Source organism: Streptomyces spiramenti (genome assembly GCF_012034385.1).
GTDB classification, from domain to species: domain Bacteria; phylum Actinomycetota; class Actinomycetes; order Streptomycetales; family Streptomycetaceae; genus Streptomyces; species Streptomyces spiramenti.
In genome coordinates this window covers 1-20,811 of record NZ_JAAVJB010000003.1, presented here as the reverse complement: position 1 = coordinate 20,811, position 20,811 = coordinate 1, and the positions used below count along the sequence as shown (strand labels likewise).

Here is a 20,811-nt window from a genome sequence, read left to right as displayed (position 1 = left end):
TTCACCAAGGAGAACCCCCACATGACTGTGTTCACCAGACGTGCTGTGGCGATGACCGGCGCAGCCGCGGCCGTCTCGCTCACCCTCACCGCGTGCGGCTCCGGTGGCGGCTCCGGCTCCGACACCGACAGCCTGGTCATCTCCGCGAACGCCATCGCCGGCGGAAAGAACGAGCAAGAGGCGAAGTGGATCGAGGAGTGGGTCATACCCAACTTCGTCGACCAGAAGAAGGAACAGGACGACGTCGACGTCTCCGTCTCCTTCGACGCCAGTGGCGTGGACGACGAGCAGTACAAGACCAAGCTGGCGCTGGACCTCCAGGGCGGTTCCGGCCCGGACATCATGACCCTCGACGGCATCTGGATCGGTGAGTTCGCGCAGGCCGGCTACATCAAGCCGCTCACCGAGGTCGTCACCCAGGCGGACTTCTGGGAGGGCTGGGACCAGATCCCGGAGGCCGTGCAGAAGCTCGGCTCCTTCGAGAACGAGCGGTACGGCATCCCCGCCGGTACCGACGGCCGAGTGCTGTACTACAACAAGGACCTCTTCGAGCAGGCCGGGCTGGACCGCGAGTGGCAGCCGGCCGGCTGGGACGAACTGGTCGAGGCGGCCGAGGCCCTCGGTGGCATCGACGGGGTGACCCCGGTCCAGCTCAACGCCGGTACGGCGATGGGTGAGGCCACCACCATGCAGGGCTTCCTGCCGCTGCTGGCGGGCGCGGGCGAGCACATCTGGGACAAGGGCAAGTGGCGCGGCGAGTCCGACGCCGTCACAGAGACCCTCGGCCTCTACGAGAAGATCTTCGCCGACGGGCTCGGCGACCCGCTGCTCCAGCAGGAGGCGCAGGGGCGGGACAAGTCCTTCGAGCAGTTCGCCGACGGCCGCATCGGCATCCTGTTGGAGGGCGACTACTTCTGGCGTTCCGTGGTCCACCCCGAGCTCGGCATCGCGCCGATGGAGGACCGCGACGAGGTCGTCGGCTACGCCAAGATCCCCGCGATCGAGCCCGGCAAGGGCATCCACGGCCAGGACTTCGCCTCGATGTCCGGCGGTTCGGCGCGTGTCGTCAACCCGGAGACCGACAACCCGGAGCTGGCCTTCGAGCTGCTCACCTTCATGAACTCCGACGAGGCGCTGAAGGCGCTGCTGGAGGGCGAGGCCCGCATCACGGCCCGTACCGACACCAACGCCGACGTCCTCAAGGACGACCCGATGCTCACCTTCGTCGCCGACGAGGTGCTGCCGATCACCGCCTACCGGCCCGGCCTGGCGGAGTACACCCGGGTCTCCACCCTGCTCCAGGAGGCCACCGCCTCGGTGGTCTCGGGAAGCAGCGCCGAGGACGTCGCGGCCTCGTACCGCGAGAAGCTGGAAGGGGTCGTCGGCGGTGCCGGCAACATCAGCAACTGATTCCGACTCCGGCACGTCGGTGAACGGATCGAAGGGGCGCCCGCTCGCGGGCGCCCCCGCCGGGCGCACGGGCGGCTCGGACGCGGCGGGGCTCGGCCGTCGCCGGGCGGCGGGGTTCGTCGCCCCGGCGATGCTGCTGATCGTGGCGTTCCTGCTCTTCCCGGCGCTGTGGACGGTGTACCTCGGGCTGACCGACTACCAGTTGACCGGGTTCGCCGCGGCGAACCCGCAGGTGGTCGGCCTGGAGAACTACGACCGGGCGCTCGGCGACGACCGGTTCTCCAACTCCCTCGTGCTGACGCTCCAGTTCGTGCTGGGATCGGCCGTACTCGGCCAGGCGGTGCTGGGTTTCGCCATCGCGTGGTTGATGCGCAACCGGGTGGGCGCGCTGCGCCGCACGGTGGAGGCACTGGTCCTGCTGGCGTGGATTCTGCCCAGCTCCGTCATCACCTTCCTGTGGATCGCGCTGCTCGACCGGGACGGCGGGACGCTCAACGCGCTGCTGAACACCCCGGGCACCGCGTGGCTGCTCGAGTACCCGATGGCCTCGATCATCGTCTTCAACATCTGGAAGGGCGCCGCCTTCTCGATGATGCTCTACGCGGCGGCGCTGGGGAACGTGCCGCCGTCGCACCTGGAGACCGCGCGCCTCGCCGGCGCGGGCACGTTCCAGCAGCTGCGCGACGTGGTCTTCCCCCGGATCAAGGGCCATGTGCTGACCAATCTCCTGCTGATCAGCCTGTGGACGTTCAACGACTTCACACCGTTCCTCCTGACGGCCGGCGGCCCGGAGAACCGCACCGAGATCATGCCGGTCTTCATCTACCGGATCGCCCTGGAGAGCGGTGAGCTGGGCTTCGGCGCGGCGATCTCGGTCTTGATGCTGCTGATCAACCTGGTGATCGCACTGGTCTACATGCGACTGCTCAGGCAGCGGAAGGACGCGAGCGCATGACCCCTCCCCCCGACCACGCCGCCGTCCCCAGCGCCTCGGACGCCGCTCCGGTCGCCGTAGCGACCGCCCCGGCCGGTCCGCCGCCCTCCGACACCGAGCACCGCCGCCGCGAGGCGCAGCGGGCGGCGGGCCGCGAGGGTGCCCGCAGGACGGTCGCCCAGATCGGCTTCTACACCTTCGTCAGCCTGGTGCTGGCGTTCTTCTCGCTGCCGCTGCTGTGGCTGGCCGTCGCGCCGTTCGACGCCAACCCCGGCCTGTCGGCGTCGCTGCCGGAGTTCACCCTCCAGAACTTCCAGGTCCTGTGGGACAACCCGTACGCGATGCGGTCGCTGGGCAACTCGGTCATCCTGGCCGGTGGTACCGGTCTGCTGGTGGTGACCTTCGCCGCGCTCGCCGCCTACGCGCTCAGCCGGGTCCGGCTGCCGGGCCGCGACATGCTGCTGTACGTCCTGCTGCTGCTGTCGTCGATCGTGACCGGCACCGCGGCGATGGTCCCGCTGTTCAACCTCGCGACCGAGCTGCGCCTGATCGACTCCCAGCTCGGGGTCATCCTGGTCCTCAGCGGCGGGCTGCTGCCCAGCGCCATCTTCATCCTCAAGGACTTCATGGACGGCACCCCGCGGTCCTACGAGGAGTCCGCGCGGGTCTTCGGCGCCTCGCCCTTCCAGATCATGCGGGACATCGTCGTGCCGGTGGTCCGCCCGGGGCTGGCCACCATCGGCGTGTGGTCGGTGGCGCAGGTGTGGGGCAACTTCCTCATCCCGTTCCTGCTGCTGCGCTCGCCGGACCAGTACCCGGCCGCCGTCGTGATGTACACGTTCTACACCGAGGGCGGGCAGGCCAACCTGGCCCTGATCTCGACCTTCTCCCTGCTCTACTCCGTCCCGGTGATCCTGATGTTCCTGTTCGTCAGTTCCCGTTACGGATTCCGTTTCCACGGAGGTATCAAGCGCTGATGGCAGCCATCACGATGGACCGGCTCACCAAGGTCTACCCGGGCGGGGTACGCGCCCTGGACGAGATCGACCTCACCGTCGAGGACGGTGAGTTCTTCGCGCTGCTCGGCCCCTCCGGGTGCGGCAAGACCACCCTGCTGCGCACCATCGCCGGGCTGGAGGAGTCCTCCGGCGGCAGCCTGCGCATCGGCGACGTGGACGTCACCCGTACCCCGCCGGGCAGCCGTGACGTGGCGATGGTCTTCCAGGACTACGCCCTCTTCCCCCACATGACGGTCGCCGAGAACGTCGCCTACCCGCTGCGCATCAAGAAGGTCGCCCGCGGCAAGCGCACCGAGAAGGCTGCGGCGACCGCGGGCGAGCTGGGGCTGGCCGACTACCTGGAGCGCCGCCCCGGGCAGCTCTCCGGCGGTCAGCAGCAGCGGGTGGCGCTGGCGCGCGCCATGGCCTGCCATCCGCGGGTCTTCCTCTTCGACGAGCCGCTGTCCAACCTGGACGCGAGGATGCGGCTGGAGGCGCGCACCTTCCTGAAGCGGCTCCAACGGGAGTTGGGCGTCACCACGGTCTTCGTCACCCACGACCAGGCGGAGGCGCTGGCCCTCGCGGACCGCATCGCCGTCATGGAGAGCGGCCGCATCCGGCAGCTCGGCACGCCCAGCGAGGTGTTCCGCCGGCCGGCCAACACCTTCGTGGCGTCGTTCATCGGCTCCACGCCGATGAACCTTCTCGACGGTGTGGTCCGGTCGCGCGGGATCGAGGTCGGCGGCGAGCTGCTGCCGACGCCCCCGGAGCCGGCCGGCCGGCTCGTCGACGGCGAGAAGGTCGTCTACGGCATCCGGCCCGAGTACCTGGTCCACTCGCCCACCGCCGTCCCCGGCTCGCTGACCGGCGAGGTGCGCGTCGTGGAGAACCTGGGCCACGCCCAGCTGGTGACGTTGGAGGGCCCGGCGGGCTTCGTCCAGCTGGTGGTGGACGAGGACACCCCGGTGGCCCTCGGTGACCGCGGCTTCGCCGTCCCCCGTCAGGACCGGGCGCTGGTCTACCGCGACGGGGAACTGGTCACCGCGGGGGCCGACCCGACCGGGCTCACCGCCGGGGCGCGGGCCACGGGCGCGACGTGAACCGCGAGGTCGCCGTGCACCGCGGGCGCTGGTCCCTGACGGACCGGCTCGACGCGATCCTCCGGGAGCTGCCCTTCGAGGTGGCTCCCGGAGCCGCGCGCGTGACGGTCGAGTTGGAGTACGACCGCGCTCAGGGCGTGCTCGACCTCGGCTGCGAGGGCGCCGACGGCTACCGGGGCTGGTCCGGCGGGGCCCGCGACCGTTTCACCGTCGCGGAGCGCTGGGCGACCCCCGGCTACCTGCCCGGAGCACCGGAACCCGGCACCTGGCAGGTCCTGCTGCGACTCCACCGGGTCCCCCCGGAGGGGCTGGAGTACACGGTCCGGGTCACCACCCACGGCGCGGCGCCGCCGGAACCGGCACCGCGGCCCGCACCCCCCGCCCGGGAACGTCCGCCCCGGCGGGACCTGCCCGAACTGCGCGCCGAGGGTGGCGGGCTCCGCTGGTACGCCGGGGACCTCCACGCCCACACCGTGCACAGCGACGGCTCGCTCACCATCGACGAACTGGCCTCGCTCGCCGCGGGCGAGGGGCTGGACTTCCTGGCCGTCACCGACCACAACACCACCAGCCACCACCCCCACCTCCCCGCGGCCGGTGCCCGGCACGGCATCGAGCTGGTCCCGGGACAGGAGGTCACCCGCGACGACGGGCACGCCAACGTCTTCGGCGACACCGGCTTCGTCGACTTCCGCCGACCGGCCGACGACTGGTACCGCGCCGCGCGGGAAGGCGGAGGGGTGATGTCGGTCAACCACCCGCTCAGCGGGGACTGCGCGTGGCGCCTGCCCGTCGAGGACCGGCCCCGCCACGCCGAGCTGTGGCATTCCAGCTGGACGGATCGCCGGTGGGGCGCGCCGCTGTCCTGGGCGCGCGCCTGGCGCACGGACACCGTCGCCCTGGGCGGCAGCGACTTCCACCGCCCCGGGGAGGGCAAGACCCCGGGGGCGCCCACCACCTGGGTGCTGGCCGAGGACCCCTCACCCGCCGCGGTGGTCGCGGCGCTGGCGGCCGGACGCACCGCGGTCTCCGCGGGCCCGCGCGCACCGCTCCTGCTGCGCTACGGCACCGAACTGCTCGCGCGCGACGCGGACGGCCTCGTCCTCGTCCGCCCCGACGGGACCCGCGCCGTGGTCCGCGGCGACCGCGCCACCGTGGCTGCCGGAACCGGTCCCCACCGTCTGGAGACCTACGAGAACGAGGTGATCGCACTGTGTCAGTGACCATCCGGGTGGCCAACGCCCCCGTCAACTTCGGCATCTACCAGCCGGACAGCGCGCCGTTCACCGCCCCCGAACTCCTCGCCGCGCTGGCCGACGCCGGGTACGCGGGCGTCGACTCCGGCCCGATCGGCTACCTCGGCACCGGCGACACGCTGCGCGCGCGCCTCGCCGAGACCGGGCTGCACCTCGCCGGCGGCTGGGTGGACCTGCGGTTCACCGACGAGGACGGCTGGCGGGAGGACCTCGCCGGACTCGACGCCGCCCTCGACGTCTTCACCGCCGTCGAGGTGGACGACCCGAGGTTCGCGCCGCGCCCCACCCTCTCGCTGCCCGCCGATCCGGTGCGGTTCGCCCGCCCCGGCCTGGCGCTGGGCGGCATCGAGGACCGGAGTGGCTTCGCTCGGCGGCTCCAGGCCACCGCCGACCGCTGCCGGGACCGCGGCCTGGAGGCCGTGTACCACCACCACCTGGGGACCCTGGTGGAGAGCGAGGCCGAGGTGGACCGGCTCCTGGACGCCACCGACGTCTCCCTCTGCCTGGACACCGGGCACCTCTACCTGGCCGGTGGGGAACCGCTGTCGGCGCTCCGCCGCTGGGCGCCCCGTGTCAAACAGGTCCACATCAAGGACGGCTCCCGCGCCCTGACCGAGCGCTGTCGAGAGGCCGGGCTGGACTTCGACCGGCTCGTCGCCGAGGGCGGGTTCTCCGTGCTCGGCGAGGGCGACCTCGACCCGGCCGACACCGTCGCCGTGCTGCGCGAGATCGACTACACGGGCTGGGTCGTCGTCGAACAGGACGCGCCGGCCAACGGCCGCGCGCCCGCGTCGCTCCTCGCGGACCAGTGCACCAACCGCGCGGCGCTGCGGAAGGCCGGCCTGTGACCGCCCCGTCCGCACCGGCCGGCGGTGTCCGGCCCGAGGTGGTGCGGGTCGCGGTCGCGGGGCTCGGCACCGTCGCGCAGACCGTCCACCTGCCGCTGTTGGAACGGCTTGCCGACCGCTTCGCCGTCACCGCGCTCGCCGACCTCTCCCCCGGTCGGCTGCGCAGCACCGGCGAGCGCCACGGCGTGCCCGCGGAGCGGCGGTTCACCGAGGTCGGCGCGATGCTGGACCACGGGGGCTTCGACGCGGTACTGCTGCTGACCTCCGGCTCGCACGTCCCGGACGCGGTGGACGCGCTGCGGCGCGGCCACACCGTGCTGGCGGAGAAGCCGCTCGGCTACGCCCACGGCGAGCTGGCCGGACTGCTCGCCGCGGACGGCCCCGACGCGGGGCTCGCCGACCGGCTGATGGTCGGCTACATGAAGCAGTACGACCCGGCGACTCGGCGGCTCGCGGCGCTGCTGGCGGAGGTCGGCGGCCCGGAGGCGGTGCACAGCATCGACGTCACGGTGCTCCACCCCTCGGCCGAGGCGCAGCTGGCCTTCGCCCGGCTGCCCGCCCCTCCGGGGGACGTGGACCCGGCGGTCCTCGCGGCGCTGGCCACCGCGCAGCAACTGCCGCTGACCGCCGCGGTCGGCGCGGACGCGTCGCCGGAGGTGCGCACCCTCTACGGCATCACGATGAACAGTGTCTGCCACGAGCTGTCGCTGATCAGGCTGTTGGCGGGAGCCCCGGCCGGCGTGGACCACGCCGCACTGTGGCGTGCGCCCTCCGCCGGCGAGGGCGACCCGCCCTCGGCCGAGCTGTCGGGCACCCTGGCCCACGGCGGCCGGTTCGGCATCCGCTGGCTGTACCAACCGGACTACCCGGCGTACCGGGAGACGGTGGCGGTGCACCACGGGACCGGCTCCTCGGAGCTGGTGTTCCCCTCGCCGTACCGGCTGAACGTCCCCACCACGCTCACCGTGAGCGGTGGTTGCGACGAGAGCGAGCACCGCACCGTCCACACCTCCCCCACCGGGGGTTTCGAGGCCGAGCTCCTGGCGTTCCACGAGCTGGCCACCCGGGGCACGCCCCCGCTGTCCGGCGTCAACGAGGCCGCCGCCGACATCACCTTCGCCCAACAGGCCGTCGCGCGGCTCGCCGCCGCGCACGGCTACGCACTGACCGGGGAAGCAGCCCATGCGTGATCTCGTCATCGTTCCGCACACCCACTGGGACCGGGAGTGGTACCTGCCGTTCCAGCGATTCCGCCTGCAGCTGGTCGGCCTGCTCGACGAGTTGCTGGAAACGATGGAGCAGGACGACCGCCACAGGTTCACCCTGGACGGTCAACTCGCCGCCGTCGACGACTACCTGGAGGTACGGCCCGAGGCGAGGGAGCGGGTGGTCTCCCTGGTGCGGGACGGCCGGCTGGCGATCGGACCGTGGGACATCCTGATGGACGAGTTCCTCTGCTCGGGTGAGCAGATCGTCCGCAACCTGGAACGCGGAATCCGCCGTTCCACGGAGCTTGGCGGCGTCATGCCCGTCGGCTACCTGCCGGACATGTTCGGCCACATCGCGCAGATGCCGCAGATCCTGCGCCGCGCGGGGCTGCACCACGCGTGCGTCCACCGCGGGGTGCCGACCTCGGTCACCACCGACTCGTTCGCGTGGACGGCGCCGGACGGCACCGCCGTGCGGACCCGCTACCTCGCGGCGGGCGGGTACGGCAACGCGGCCGGGCTGCTCGCCGACGCCGACTCGGTGGCTGAACGCGTCGCGGAGCTGTCGGAGCGGATGACGCCCTGGGCGCTGCCCGGCACCACCGCCCCGCTGCTGGGGATGCTCGGCTCGGACCACACCGCGCCCGCGCCGGAGGCCCCGGACCAGCTGGCCGCGGCGTCCGCCCGCACCGGTGTCCCGACGCGGTTGGAGACGCTGGCCGCGTTCTTCGCGGAGCTGCCGGAGTCGGTGGACGGCCTGCCTGCCGTCCACGGCGAGCTGCGCTCCCACGCCCGCGCCAACATCCTCCCGGGGGTGAACTCGGTCCGGCCGCAGCTGAAGCGGGCGATGAGCCACGCGGAGCGGGCCGTCGAGCGGTACGCCGAGCCGCTGGCCGCGCTGTACGGCGACGGCAGCGAGCAGCGCTTCCTCGACATGGCGTGGCAGCGGCTCATCGCCGTCTCCGGCCACGACTCGGTCACCGGGTGCGGCTGCGACGAGACGGCCGTCCAGGTCGGCGCGCGGATGGCGGAGGCCGAGCAACTCGGCCAGGCGGTCTGCGACATGATCGGGCGGCGGCTGGCGGCGCAGGTGCCGCAGGACGCGCTGCTGGTGGTCAACCCCTCCCCGCACCCGCGTTCCGGCGTGGTCATGGTGGCGGCGGAGCGGGACGGCGGCGAGATCCTGGCGGACGACCGCGTCCCCGGCGCGGTGGCGCTGGCACGGGTGCACGGTACCGAGCTCTACGGGCGGCACATCACCGCCTGGGACCTCACCGGCGACACCCTGACCTTCCGCGTCGCCCGCCACACCTCGCTGCCGTTCGACGTCTCCGAGGTGCGCGAGGCCCTGACGCGGCGCGGTGGCGACTGGCCGGCGGACGAGCTCCGGGTGCGGATCCTGGCGCTGCCCGAGGAGGAGGTGCCGGTCTGGGTGGAGGTGCCGCCGCTGGGCCACACCGCGGTGCGCGCGCCCGCGGCCGGTGCCGTGCCGGCGCTGCCGCCGCACGACGTGCGCGCCGACGGCCGGACGCTCGACAACGGGCTGCTCCGGGTCGAGGTCGCGGCCGACGGCACCCTCACGCTCGACGCCGACGGCGTCCGCACCGCCGGAGTGGGCGCGCTGGAGGACGGCGGGGACCTGGGCGACACCTACAACTACGCGCCGCCGCAGGCGGACGTGGTCGTGGGCGACCCCGACGAGGTCCGGGTCTCGGCGGTTCGCCGGTCGCCGCTGACCTCGGCGCTGCGGATCGAGCGCGACTACCGCTGGCCGGCGGCGGGCGACTTCGCGACCGGTGGGCGCACGGCGCGGACCGAGCCGGTCACGGTGGCCACCGAGGTGGAGCTGCGGGCCGGTGAGCGGTTCGTTCGGCTGACCGTGGAGTTCGACAACCGCTGCGAGGACCACAGGCTGCGGCTGCGGCTCCCGCTGCCGCGACGGGCGCTCTCCTCGTTCGCGGAGGGACAGTTCGCCGTCGTGGAGCGCGGTCTCACCGCCGAGGGCGGGGGCGGCGAGGAGCCGGTCGCGACGTTCCCGGCCGCCGGCTTCGTCGCGGCGGGCGGGCTGGCCGTGCTGCTGGAGGAATACAGCGAGTACGAACTCATCGATGGAGGGGACGAGTTGGCGCTGACGCTGCTGCGAGCAGTGGGGAGCATCTCCCGCAACCGCCATGTGTACCGCGACGAGCCGGCCGGCCCGCAGGTACCGACTCCCGGCGCGCAGGTGCGCGGCGGCCGGACGGTGACCCTCGCGGTGGCACCGTACGCGGGCGACTGGCAGGACGGCGACGTGCTGCGCTCCGCGGAGGAGTTCCGGCACGGCCTGTACGGGGTTCCCGGTCGCGGGCCGCGCGGCGGGCGACTGCCGGAGCCCGTCACCGGCCTGTCGGTCACCGGTCACGGCGTGGCGCTGACCGCGGTCCGCGCCCGTGACGAGGGGTGGACCGAGGTGCGGTTCGTCGCCGAGGGCGGCTCGGCCACCCGCGCGCGCATCGCCGGCGACTTCGGCCGCGCACGCAGCGCGGACCTGCTGGGTCGCCCGGGAGAGGAACTGACCGTCGAGGACGGCGTGCTGACCGTCCCGGTCGGCGCGTGGGAGATCGCGACCGTGCAGCTGGCCCGGTGAACGTGCCGGAGCCGGCGTCGGAGGGAGCAGCGGTGGGAGCACCACGGACCGACGACGCCGGCCCCCGGCCGGCGGGCGACACCCGGTACGAGCTGATCACCATGGGTCGCATCGGGGTGGACATCTACCCCCTGCAGACCGGGGTGTCGCTCGCGCGGGTGGAGACCTTCGCCAAGTACCTGGGCGGCTCGGCCACCAACGTGGCGGTGGCCGCCGCCCGGTTGGGCCGCCGCACCGCAGTGGTCAGCCGCACCGGCCGCGACCCCTTCGGGGCGTACTGCCGTCAGGCGCTGGCCGAGTTCGGGGTGGACGGCCGCTGGGTGACGGAGGTCCCCGAGTACCCGACGCCCGTCACCTTCTGCGAGATCTTCCCGCCGGACCACTTCCCGCTGTACTTCTACCGGGAGCCCAAGGCGCCGGATCTGGAGATCCACCCGGCGGAGTTGGACCGGGAGGCGATCCGGGAGGCGGCGGTCTTCTGGATGACCGGCACCGGGCTGTGCGCGGAGCCGAGTCGGGCCGCCACCCTCGCCGCGCTGGAGACCCGCCGCGCCGACCGGTCGGGACAGGTCGCCACCGTCTTCGACCTCGACTGGCGGCCGATGTTCTGGGAGTCGGGTCCCGACGGGGCCCGCACCCACTACGAGCAGGCGCTCGCCCACGCCACCGTCGCCGTGGGCAACCTGGAGGAGTGCGCGGTCGCCACCGGCGAGACCGAACCGGAATCCTGTGCACGGGCGTTGCTGGATCGCGGCGTGGAGCTGGCCGTGGTCAAGCAGGGGCCGCGCGGGGTGCTCGCCGTCCACCGCGACGGCGACCGCGCCGAGGTGCCGCCGCACCCGGTGGAGGTCGTCAACGGCCTCGGCGCGGGGGACGCGTTCGGCGGCGCGCTCTGCCACGGCCTGCTGGCCGGCTGGGAGTTGGAGCGGACCGTCCGCCACGCCAACGCCGCGGGGGCGCTCGTCGCCTCCCGGTTGTCCTGCTCCGCCGCGATGCCCACCGCCGAGGAGGTCGCCGAACTGATCGGCGAGGAGGGGACCACGGGCCGCGGCGAGGACGGCGCGGCACCCGCCTCCCCTGACGACGTGCACGACCCGAAGGGGGAATCCCCGTGACCATCACCATCGCGGACCTGCCGGCGGTGCGCAGCCGCACCCCGGAGGCGATCGAGGAGGCGGCCCGGCGGCGGGTCCGCCGCCCGTTGCTCGGGGAGAGCGGCCGGCTCATGATCGTCGCCGCGGACCACCCCGCGCGCGGCGCGCTCTCGGCCGGCGGCCGGCCGCTGGCCATGGCGAACCGGGGGGAGCTGCTGCGCCGCCTGGTGCTCGCTCTCTCCCGGCCCGGCGTCGACGGGGTGCTGGCCACTGCCGACATCCTGGAGGACCTGCTGCTCCTCGGCGCGCTGGAGGGCAAGGTCGTGCTCGGTTCCATGAACCGGGGCGGCCTGGCCGGCTCGTCGTTCGAGGCCGACGACCGGTTCACCGGGCACCGGGCGGAGGACCTGGCCCGCATGCGGTTCGACGCGGGCAAGCTGCTGCTGCGCATCGACCGCGACGACCCCGGTTCGCTGAACACCCTGCACGCCACGGCGCGCGCGGTGGACGCCATGGCGGAGCGACGGCTGCCGGTCTTCGTCGAGCCCTTCCTCTCCTGTCGGGACGAGCGGGGGCGGCTGGTCAACGACGTCTCCCCGGAGGCGGTGACCACCTCGGTGGCGATCGCGTCCGGCCTGGGCGGCACCTCGGCCTACACCTGGCTGAAGGTGCCCGTCACCGCGGATCCCGACGACATGGGCCCGGTCCTGGAGGCGTCGTCCCTGCCGGCCGTCCTGCTGGGCGGGGACCTGGGGCCGGATCCGGGCGAGGTGTTCCACCGGTGGCGGCACGCGCTGCGGCTGCCGACGGTCCAGGGCCTGGTGGCGGGGCGTTCCCTGCTCTATCCGGCCGACGACGACGTGGCCCGTGCCGTGGACACGGCGGTCGGACTGTTGTGAGAGCGTGTTTGCGACCCCGCGTCGGATCAGCTCGCGGCGTCGGATGCGGTCAGCTGCACGGCGGAGGGGCGCCCTCATACCGGGGTGTCTTCGGGTGTTCCCGACACCGCGGCAGATGGCCGTAGCCGGCGTCGCGGGCCCGGCGTGGGGTCTCACACACGCGCTGAGGCCTCGCGCGGCGGCCCCGCCGCGACGACAGTGGAGTGGGCCGGTCACCGCATCGGGACCGGCCCCGGCACCGGCGGGCGCCGGGCGGGACCCGGCAGCGCCGGTCCCCGTCCGGAGCGCGCCATCGAGGAGAGCGGGCCATGACCTACCACCTTCCGGCGGGCACCACCGCCACCGGGCCGTACCACCTGGACATCAGCCCCGAGCGGGCCGGCTGGGCGCACAGCGCGCTGCGCGTGCTCCATCTGGACGCAGGCGGGTCCCACACCTTCCGCACGGCCGACAGCGAGTGGATCGTGCTGCCGCTGTCGGGCGGCGCGACCGTCTCCGCCGAGGGGGAGCGGCTGGAACTGCGCGGCCGGGCGTCCGTGTTCGCCGGGCCGTCGGACTTCGCCTACGTCCCGCGTGACGCCGAGGTCACCGTCACTTCGGCGGGCGGCGCGCGCCTGGCGCTGGCCGGTGCCCGCTGCGAGCGACGGCTGCCGGTGCGGTCGGGCCGGGCGGAGGACGTGCCGGTGGAGATGCGCGGCAGCGGCGTCTGCTCGCGGCAGGTGCACAACTTCGCCGCGGCGGACGTGTTCGAGGCGGACCGGCTGATCGCCGTGGAGGTCTTCACCCCGGGCGGCAACTGGTCCTCCTACCCGCCGCACAAGCACGACGAGGACCGGCCCGGGGAGGAGTCGGTGCTGGAGGAGGTCTACTACTACGAGTTCACCGCCGACGAGACCGCCGGAACGCCGCCGGGCACTCCCGGGTTCGGCTACCAGCGGGTGTCGTCCTCCGGGCGGGGCCGCGGCACGGAGGTGCTGGCGGAGGTCCGCGACGGGGACGCGGCCGTCATCCCCGACGGCTGGCACGGCCCGTCCGTCGCCGCGCCCGGCCACCACATGTACTACCTGAACGTCATGGCGGGGCCGAGCCCGGAGCGGGCGTGGCTGATCAGCGACCACCCCGACCACACCTGGGTGCGCGCGACCTGGCCGGCGACGCCGGTGGACCCCCGGCTGCCGCTGTCCGCGGCGCCGGGCGACCACGACGGCGATCGCGACGGCGACGGCGACGGGGACGGCGACGGGGACGGCGGCACGACCGGGAGCGGGGACGGCGGGGCACGGCACGGCGAGGACCGCGAGGTCCGCGGGGACGCGGCGGGCAGCGGGCCCGCCGGAGAAGGGACGCGTGAGGCATGAGCGAGCTGTCACCCGGCACCGGACCGGCCACGGAGCGGCTCACCGTCGCCCAGGCGCTGGTGAGGTTCCTCGCCGCCCAACACACCGAACGTGACGGTGTCCGGCGGCGGTTCGTCGAGTCGATGTGGGGGGTCTTCGGGCACGGCAACGTCGCCGGCGTGGGCCAGGCCCTCGTCGAGTACCGCGACCGGATGCGCTACCTCCAGGGCCGCAACGAGCAGGCCATGGTGCACGCCGCCGTCGGGTTCGCGCGCCACTCCGGCCGGCTGCGGGCGCAGGCGGTCACCACGTCCATCGGCCCCGGCGCCACCAACCTGGTGACGGGCGCGGCGCTGGCGACGATCAACCGGATCCCGGTCCTGCTGCTGCCCGGCGACGTCTTCGCCACCCGGCCCTCCGACCCGGTGCTCCAGCAGTTGGAGCACCCCTCCGGCGGCGACATCTCCGTCAACGACACGCTGCGGCCGGTCTCCCGCTGGTTCGACCGGATCGTCCGGCCCGAGCAGCTGGTGCCGGCGGCGCTCCAGGCGATGCGGGTGCTGACCGACCCGGCGGAGACCGGCGCCGTCACACTGGCGCTGCCGCAGGACGTGCAGGCGGAGGCGTACGACTGGCCCGCGGAGTTCTTCGCCGAGCGGGTCTGGCGGATCGACCGGCCCGCGCCGGACCCCGATGCGCTCGCGGCGGCCGTCGCCGCGGTGCGGGCGGCTCGCCGCCCGCTGATCGTGGCGGGCGGCGGTGTCCACCACAGCGAGGCCCACGACGCGCTGCGGGAGCTGGTGGACGCCACCGGCATCCCTGTTGCCGTCACCCAGGCGGGCACCGGCGCGCTGCGGTACGACCACGCCTCGGAGACCGGCGGGATCGGGCACACCGGCACCGCCGTCGCCAATTCGCTGGCGCGCCACGCGGACCTGGTCATCGGGGTCGGCACGCGCTACACGGACTTCACCACCGCCTCCCGGACGCTGTTCGCCGGCGAGGGCGTGCGGTTCCTGAACCTCAACATCACCTCCCACGACGCCCACAAGCTGGCCGCGCTGCCGCTGGTCGCCGACGCCCGCACCGGGCTGACCGCGCTGACCGCCGCGCTGGAGGGCCACCACGTGGAGCCGGCCTACGAGGCGGAGTACGCGGCGGGCCGGGCCGACTGGGAGACGGTCGCCGGGGCGGCGCTCGCCACCCCCGAGGACACCTCCCGCCCCACCCAGGCGCAGGTCATCGGGTTGCTGGCCGAGACCGTCGGCGACGAGGACGTCGTCGTCAACGCCGCCGGTTCGCTCCCCGGCGACCTCCACAAACTGTGGCGGCCGAGGTCGCCCCGCCAGTACCACCTGGAGTACGGCTACTCCTGCATGGGCTACGAGATCCCGGCCGCGATCGGGGTGCGGCTGGCCGCCCCCGACACCCCGGTGTGGGCGCTCGTCGGCGACGGCACGTACCTGATGATGCCGACCGAGCTGGTCACCGCCGTGCAGGAGCGGCTGCCGATCACGGTGGTGCTGGTGCAGAACCACGGCTACGCGTCGATCGGCGGGTTGTCGGAGGCCACCGGCGGCGAACGCCTGGGAACCGACTACCGGTTCCGCGCGGAGGACGGCACGTTCACCGGCGATCCGCTGCCGGTCGACCTGGCGGCCAACGCCGCCTCCCTGGGGCTGGCGGTAGAACGCGCCTCCACCGTGGGTGAGTTGCGGGCGGCGCTGACCTGGGCACGGACCTCCCACGGGCCGACATGCGTCTACGTGGAGACCGATCCCGAGCCGACGGTGCCGGCCGCGCAGGCGTGGTGGGACGTGCCGGTGGCGGAGGTCTCCCGCCGCCCGGCCGCCCGGACGGCGTCGGAGGAGTACCGGCGGTTGCGGTCGATGCGCCGCCACCACCTGTGAGCGGGGCACCCGGCGCGCGACGCCGCGCCCTGGTCCCGAGCGGCCCCGCCGTGGTGCGGCGGGGCCCGATTCCCGAGAGAGAGGCCGGCCGAAGATGAAGCAGACCATCGGTCACTGGATCGCCGGAGCCGCCGTACCCGGTGACTCCGGGCGGACGCTGACGGTGCACGACCCGGCGACGGGCGCCGCGACCGCCCGGCTGGCCGTCGCCTCCGCCGCGGAGGTCGACCGCGCGGTGTCGGCCGCCCGTCTGGCGCTGCCCGACTGGTCGGGGAGTTCGCTGGCCCGGCGCGCCTCGGTGCTCTTCGCCTACCGGGCGCTGCTCCACTCCCGGCGGGAGGAGCTGGCGCGGCTGATCTCGGCCGAGCACGGCAAGGTCCTCTCCGACGCCATGGGGGAGGTGGCGCGCGGGCTGGAGATCGTGGACCTGGCGTGCGGGGTGCCGCAGTTGCTGAAGGGCGAGCTGTCCACGGAGGTCTCCGCGCGGGTCGACGTCGCCTCGCTGCGGCAGCCGGTCGGCGTCGTCGCCGGGATCACCCCCTTCAACTTCCCGGCGATGGTGCCGCTGTGGATGTTCCCGCTGGCCGTCGCGTGCGGCAACACCTTCGTGCTGAAGCCGAGCGAGAAGGACCCGTCCGCCGCCGTGCTGCTGGCGTCGCTGGCGACCGAGGCCGGGCTGCCGGACGGCGTGCTGAACGTCGTCAACGGCGACCGTGAGGCGGTGGAGCGTCTGCTGGACCATCCGGACGTCTCGGCGGTCTCCTTCGTGGGTTCCACGCCGGTGGCCCGGGAGGTGCAGCGGCGCGCGGTGGCCGCGGGGAAGCGGGTGCAGGCGCTGGGCGGGGCGAAGAACCACATGGTGGTGCTGCCCGACGCGGACCTGGACCTGGCGGCCGACGGTGCCGTCAACGCCGCCTACGGGTCGGCGGGCGAACGGTGCATGGCGGTCTCGGTCGTCGTGGCCGTGGGCGCGGTCGGGGACGACCTGGTGGCACGCATCGCGGAACGCGCGCGGGCGGTCCGGGTCGGGCCCGGGGACGACCCGGCGTCGGAGATGGGCCCGCTGATCACGGCGGAGCACCGCGACCGGGTGGCGGGGTACGTCGACCGGGCCCGCGCGCAGGGGGCGGAGGTCGTGGTCGACGGCACCGGCCTGCGGGTGCCGGGCCACGAGGACGGCTACTTCCTCGGCGTCTCGCTGCTGGACCGGGTGCCGACGGAGTGCGACGCCTACCGGGACGAGATCTTCGGCCCGGTGCTCTGCGTGGTCCGCGCCGACTCCTACGAGGAGGCGGTCGCCCTGGTCAACGCCTCGCCGTGGGGCAACGGCGCCGCGGTCTTCACCCGGGACGGCGGCGCCGCGCGCCGGTTCCAGCTGGAGGTGGAGGCCGGGATGGTCGGGGTGAACGTGCCGGTGCCGGTACCGGTGGGCTACCACTCCTTCGGCGGCTGGAAGGACTCGCTCTTCGGCGACCACCACGTCTACGGCGAGGACGGCGTGCGGTTCTACACCCGCGGCAAGGTGGTGACGACCCGTTGGCCGGACCCGGCCGACGCGGGCATCGACCTCGGGTTCCCCGGCAACAGCTGACCCGGCGACGCTGACCCCGGCGAGACAGCCCGTGCCGGGACCGGGCCGGGGCCAGGCCGGGACCGGGCCGGCGGCCCGGGCGGCGCCGCGGCCGTCGGGTGTGCAGGGAGACCGTCGGGTGTGCAGGGAGACCGCCCGTCACCCGTCCTGGTGGGTCCTCGCACACCCGTCCCGTCACCTCAGGTGACAGCGCGGTCACAATTGTCACCGGATCACCGGCCGCGTGTCACAGGGCGCCGACAGGGCCGGGTCCCGCGCCGGCCGGGGGCTCGGCCCCGCGCGAGGCTCTCGGACCACGAGCAGCCGCCGCCCGCGGCCCCCGGGCGGCCCCCACCCCCCGACGCGGCGCGGGGCGGGAGGTGGAATGACGTGACGGACCGCCGTGACCTCTGGTCCTACCGCGAGATCGCCGCACACATCGGGGTGCGGCCGGACACCGTGCGCTCCTACCGCAAACACGCCCTGCTGCCGGAACCGGACGTCGTCGAACGCGGTCGCCCCCTCTGGTACGCCGAGACGATCCACCACTGGGTGAGCCGCCGCCCGGGCCACGGCTGGCGGCGCGGGTAGAGCGTTTCGCCCCGATCCTCGCGGACCCGGCCGCGGCAGCCGTGCGGCGCGTCGCACGGCGCCCGATCGCAGCCCATACGGGCCGCACTCGCGCGATCCGGTGACGCGGGGTAGGCGCGGCGGCCCCACGCACGATCCGCAGGACACGTCCAGGGCGGTACCGGCGGTGCGCGCGGTACGGATCGTACGGCTCACGGCCCTGCCGATCGGCCGGACCGCCACCACCCCCCGCACCCGTCGGCCCCGGCGCACCGAACGACCCGGCACCAGGCCGCGGGTGCCCCCGGTCCACCCCCGCGCACCTCGGGATCGAATACCCCTTGGGGGTATCATTCGACAGCGGCGGGGCACCCCGCCCCCGAGCGGCCCCACCCGGACGGCCCCGGCCGCGCCGACCGCGCGGCGGGGGCGACCGGTCGGTCGATCGGACTCGACCACTCCCCCGAAGGAGCGCCACCATGAGCACCGTCACCTACCAGGTCACGGGAATGAGTTGCGGTCACTGCGAGAACGCGATCTCCGAGGAGCTCTCGGCGCTGCCGGGCGTCTCCGCGGTGACGGCGAAGGCGGACACCGGCACGGTGACCGTGGAGTCGGCGGAACCCCTCACCGACGAGGCCGTCCGCGCCGCCGTCGACGAGGCCGGCTACGAGGTCACCGGTCGCGCCTAGGCCCTGCCTGATGAGTCCCGCCTGGCCCGCGGCGCCCGGCACGGCATCTCGCCGCGTCGGAGCCTCGCGCGAGTACGACGGGGTACGAGTCCCGCGGCGCAGAAGCCGAGCGACGCTCCCCTGGGCCCCGGGTCGGGGCCCAGGGGAGCCAGGACTCCCCGAGCCCCGCAGCCGCCCACCGGGCGCCCGGGGCACCCCTGGCGCCGCGGCGGCCTCACCCCGGCCCCACGGACGGGCGCGACCTCCGGCAGCCCCGGAGAACCCCGCCCGCCGCCGGCGGCTGTACACGAGCGGGTGAACTGTCCGGCGAAGATGGACACATTCGGTGAACGAGCGTTTCCACAGCCGGACATCGGGCACGAGAACCGTTGGAGGCGAACGGCCCCTTGCGCCGCGAGAGCGGCGCGTGGTCCGCACCGCTTCCGCCGAGACGGCGCGAAGCACCCCGCGCGCGGCACGGTGGCGCTCCGTGCGTCCGGACCCCTCCCCGGACATGCGAAGCGCCCCGTGCCGGGTCCCCCCACAGGGCCCGACGCGAGGCGCTTCTGTGCCGTCTGCGCAGAGTGTCCCCCCACGGGACCCCGGCCACGACGGCCACCGTCACGGATCCAGCCGAAACCGCGACGATGTCACTCCATAAGACCTCCCCGCGAGCAAAAAGTTGCTCCCCCGCACGTGTGACCTGCGTCACATTTACGGGGGAGCGGTGAAGATCCTTCACCCGGCCGGCACCCCGAGAGGTGCCGGCGGGGTGATCAGCGCTGCTCGACGGGGATGTAGTCCCGCTCGACGACGCCGGTGTAGACCTGGCGCGGACGGCCGATCCGGGAGCCGGGCTCCTTGATCATCTCGTGCCACTGGGCGACCCAGCCGGGCAGCCGGCCGAGGGCGAAGAGCACCGTGAACATGGAGTTCGGGAAGCCCATGGCCCGGTAGATCAGACCGGTGTAGAAGTCCACGTTGGGGTAGAGGTTGCGCGAGACGAAGTAGTCGTCGTTGAGCGCGCGCTCCTCCAGCGCCAGGGCGATGTCGAGCAGCTCGTCGGACTTGCCGAGCGCCGACAGCACGTCGTGCGCCGCCTCCTTGATGATCTTGGCGCGCGGGTCGAAGCTCTTGTACACCCGGTGGCCGAAGCCCATCAGGCGTACGCCGTCCTCCTTGTCCTTCACCTTGCGGATGAAGGTGTCCACGTCGCCGCCGGACGCCTGGATCTGCTCCAGCATCTCCAGCACGGCCTGGTTGGCGCCGCCGTGCAGCGGGCCCCAGAGCGCGTTGATGCCGGCCGAGATCGAGGCGAACAGGTTGGCCTGCGAGGAGCCCACCAGACGCACCGTGGAGGTCGAGCAGTTCTGCTCGTGGTCCGCGTGCAGGATGAGCAGCTTGTCCAGCGCGGCCACGACGACCGGGTCGGGGATGTACTCCTCCGCCGGGACCGAGAAGGTCATCCGGAGGAAGTTCTCCACGTAGCCCAGCTCGTTGCTGGGGTAGACCACGGGGTGGCCGACCGACTTCTTGTACGCGTACGCGGCGATCGTGGGCAGCTTGGCCAGCAGCCGGATCGTCGAGATGTGACGCTGCCGCTCGTCGAACGGGTTGTGGCTGTCCTGGTAGAAGGTGGACAGCGCGCTCACGACCGACGACAGCATGGCCATCGGGTGGGCGTCCCGGGGGAACCCGTCGTAGAAGCGCTTCACGTCCTCGTGGAGGAGGGTGTGCTGCGTGATCTCGCTGCGGAAGCCGGAAAGCTCGTCCGCGGACGGCAGCTCACCGTTGATCAGCAGGTACGCCGTCTCCAGGAAGGTGCCGTGCTCTGCCAGCTGCTCGATCGGGTACCCGCGGTAACGCAGGATCCCCTGCTCGCCGTCGAGATAGGTGACCCCCGACTTGTACGCGGCGGTGTTGCCGTAACCGGAGTCCAGGGTCACCAGACCGGTCTCGGCACGCAGCTTGCCGATGTCGAAACCACGGTCGCCGACCGTCGAGTCCACCAGCGGGTACCGGTACTCGCTGCCGGAGTACTTGACCACTACTGCGTCATCACTTGCGCGGTGTTCGCTCACGTCTATCCCTCACCGACGTCGTGCCTCTTCTTCGAGGTGCCCTGACTGTTTCCACTGTCCCCCATCAGAGGCCACTTAGTGCACTCGGGGTCGGCCGAACCCAAAAAATCTGGCACGCCGTGCCGGACAGTAGTACACAAGGCCGGGCATAGCACTCCGTCGCACGGCCGTGAGTACCGTCACGTCCGCCACCGGGTGCCGGGCGGGAGCGTGGCGGATGAAGTCCCTGTTGCTGGTGAGCGGCAGCACCCGGGGAGGGGCGGGCAACGCGGCGGTGCTCGCCACGGTGGCCGCCGAGG

General features: G+C 73.5%; 16 protein-coding genes. 15 read left to right on the top strand and 1 reads right to left on the bottom strand.

Going from position 1 to position 20,811, the window contains the following annotated elements:
* The first annotated feature begins 21 nt into the window (after positions 1-21).
* The 15 genes from HCJ92_RS00750 to HCJ92_RS00680 all read left to right on the top strand — a co-directional run bounded on the left by HCJ92_RS00750 (position 22) and on the right by HCJ92_RS00680 (position 18,452).
* Positions 22-1,410 carry an extracellular solute-binding protein gene (locus HCJ92_RS00750; protein ID WP_245240429.1) on the top strand — a complete coding sequence of 463 codons (1,389 nt, stop codon included), beginning with the start codon at positions 22-24 and terminating at the stop codon, positions 1,408-1,410.
* A 19-nt stretch (positions 1,411-1,429) separates the two neighbouring features.
* Positions 1,430-2,365: a carbohydrate ABC transporter permease gene (locus HCJ92_RS00745; protein ID WP_338053946.1), complete on the top strand. Its 936-nt coding sequence runs from the start codon at positions 1,430-1,432 to the stop codon at positions 2,363-2,365.
* Entirely contained in the window at positions 2,362-3,321 is a 960-nt protein-coding gene (locus HCJ92_RS00740; protein ID WP_167931376.1) for a carbohydrate ABC transporter permease, read from the top strand. Before HCJ92_RS00745 ends, HCJ92_RS00740 begins: the two co-directional genes overlap by 4 nt.
* Positions 3,321-4,442: an ABC transporter ATP-binding protein gene (locus HCJ92_RS00735; RefSeq protein ID WP_167931375.1), complete on the top strand. Its 1,122-nt coding sequence runs from the start codon at positions 3,321-3,323 to the stop codon at positions 4,440-4,442. The genes HCJ92_RS00740 and HCJ92_RS00735 overlap by 1 nt, the downstream gene beginning before the upstream one ends.
* On the top strand, positions 4,439-5,665 hold the full coding sequence (locus tag HCJ92_RS00730) for a CehA/McbA family metallohydrolase (protein ID WP_167931374.1): 1,227 nt from the start codon (positions 4,439-4,441) through the stop codon (positions 5,663-5,665). The genes HCJ92_RS00735 and HCJ92_RS00730 overlap by 4 nt, the downstream gene beginning before the upstream one ends.
* Positions 5,656-6,546, top strand: coding sequence for a TIM barrel protein (locus HCJ92_RS00725; protein ID WP_209310536.1), 891 nt, complete (start codon positions 5,656-5,658; stop codon positions 6,544-6,546). Before HCJ92_RS00730 ends, HCJ92_RS00725 begins: the two co-directional genes overlap by 10 nt.
* Positions 6,543-7,736, top strand: coding sequence for a Gfo/Idh/MocA family protein (locus tag HCJ92_RS00720; protein WP_338053945.1), 1,194 nt, complete (start codon positions 6,543-6,545; stop codon positions 7,734-7,736). Before HCJ92_RS00725 ends, HCJ92_RS00720 begins: the two co-directional genes overlap by 4 nt.
* Entirely contained in the window at positions 7,729-10,380 is a 2,652-nt protein-coding gene (locus HCJ92_RS00715; protein ID WP_167931373.1) for a glycoside hydrolase family 38 N-terminal domain-containing protein, read from the top strand. Before HCJ92_RS00720 ends, HCJ92_RS00715 begins: the two co-directional genes overlap by 8 nt.
* Positions 10,381-10,481: 101 nt before the next feature.
* Positions 10,482-11,495, top strand: coding sequence for a 5-dehydro-2-deoxygluconokinase (gene iolC / locus HCJ92_RS00710; RefSeq protein ID WP_167931416.1), 1,014 nt, complete (start codon positions 10,482-10,484; stop codon positions 11,493-11,495).
* Positions 11,492-12,373 (top strand): Cgl0159 family (beta/alpha)8-fold protein, encoded by an 882-nt coding sequence (locus HCJ92_RS00705; protein WP_167931372.1) that lies wholly within the window; start codon positions 11,492-11,494, stop codon positions 12,371-12,373. Before iolC ends, HCJ92_RS00705 begins: the two co-directional genes overlap by 4 nt.
* 308 nt (positions 12,374-12,681) lie before the next feature.
* Positions 12,682-13,731 carry a 5-deoxy-glucuronate isomerase gene (gene iolB / locus HCJ92_RS00700; RefSeq protein WP_167931371.1) on the top strand — a complete coding sequence of 350 codons (1,050 nt, stop codon included), beginning with the start codon at positions 12,682-12,684 and terminating at the stop codon, positions 13,729-13,731.
* Positions 13,728-15,620 (top strand): 3D-(3,5/4)-trihydroxycyclohexane-1,2-dione acylhydrolase (decyclizing), encoded by a 1,893-nt coding sequence (gene iolD, locus HCJ92_RS00695; RefSeq protein WP_167931370.1) that lies wholly within the window; start codon positions 13,728-13,730, stop codon positions 15,618-15,620. Before iolB ends, iolD begins: the two co-directional genes overlap by 4 nt.
* Positions 15,621-15,714: 94 nt before the next feature.
* A complete protein-coding gene (locus HCJ92_RS00690; protein WP_167931369.1) occupies positions 15,715-17,211 on the top strand; it encodes a CoA-acylating methylmalonate-semialdehyde dehydrogenase in 1,497 nt (498 codons plus the stop codon).
* A 369-nt stretch (positions 17,212-17,580) separates the two neighbouring features.
* Positions 17,581-17,781, top strand: coding sequence for a MerR family transcriptional regulator (locus HCJ92_RS24580; RefSeq protein WP_167931368.1), 201 nt, complete (start codon positions 17,581-17,583; stop codon positions 17,779-17,781).
* Positions 17,782-18,239: 458 nt separating this feature from the next.
* Positions 18,240-18,452, top strand: coding sequence for a heavy-metal-associated domain-containing protein (locus HCJ92_RS00680; RefSeq protein WP_167931367.1), 213 nt, complete (start codon positions 18,240-18,242; stop codon positions 18,450-18,452).
* Between the two features lie 755 nt (positions 18,453-19,207).
* Here HCJ92_RS00680 and HCJ92_RS00675 read toward each other — a convergent pair.
* A complete protein-coding gene (locus HCJ92_RS00675) occupies positions 19,208-20,512 on the bottom strand; it encodes a citrate synthase (protein WP_167931366.1) in 1,305 nt (434 codons plus the stop codon).
* Positions 20,513-20,811 lie beyond the last annotated feature (299 nt).

Excerpts from the sequence above, each read along its gene's own strand:
- HCJ92_RS00750 (WP_245240429.1), top strand. The coding sequence starts at position 22 with ATGACTGTGTTCACCAGACGTGCTGTGGCGATGACCGGCGCAGCCGCG.
- HCJ92_RS00680 (WP_167931367.1), top strand. The coding sequence starts at position 18,240 with ATGAGCACCGTCACCTACCAGGTCACGGGAATGAGTTGCGGTCACTGC.
- iolC (WP_167931416.1), top strand. The coding sequence starts at position 10,482 with ATGGGTCGCATCGGGGTGGACATCTACCCCCTGCAGACCGGGGTGTCG.
- iolB (WP_167931371.1), top strand. The coding sequence starts at position 12,682 with ATGACCTACCACCTTCCGGCGGGCACCACCGCCACCGGGCCGTACCAC.
- iolD (WP_167931370.1), top strand. The coding sequence starts at position 13,728 with ATGAGCGAGCTGTCACCCGGCACCGGACCGGCCACGGAGCGGCTCACC.
- HCJ92_RS00740 (WP_167931376.1), top strand. The coding sequence starts at position 2,362 with ATGACCCCTCCCCCCGACCACGCCGCCGTCCCCAGCGCCTCGGACGCC.
- HCJ92_RS00715 (WP_167931373.1), top strand. The coding sequence starts at position 7,729 with ATGCGTGATCTCGTCATCGTTCCGCACACCCACTGGGACCGGGAGTGG.
- HCJ92_RS00690 (WP_167931369.1), top strand. The coding sequence starts at position 15,715 with ATGAAGCAGACCATCGGTCACTGGATCGCCGGAGCCGCCGTACCCGGT.
- HCJ92_RS00735 (WP_167931375.1), top strand. The coding sequence starts at position 3,321 with ATGGCAGCCATCACGATGGACCGGCTCACCAAGGTCTACCCGGGCGGG.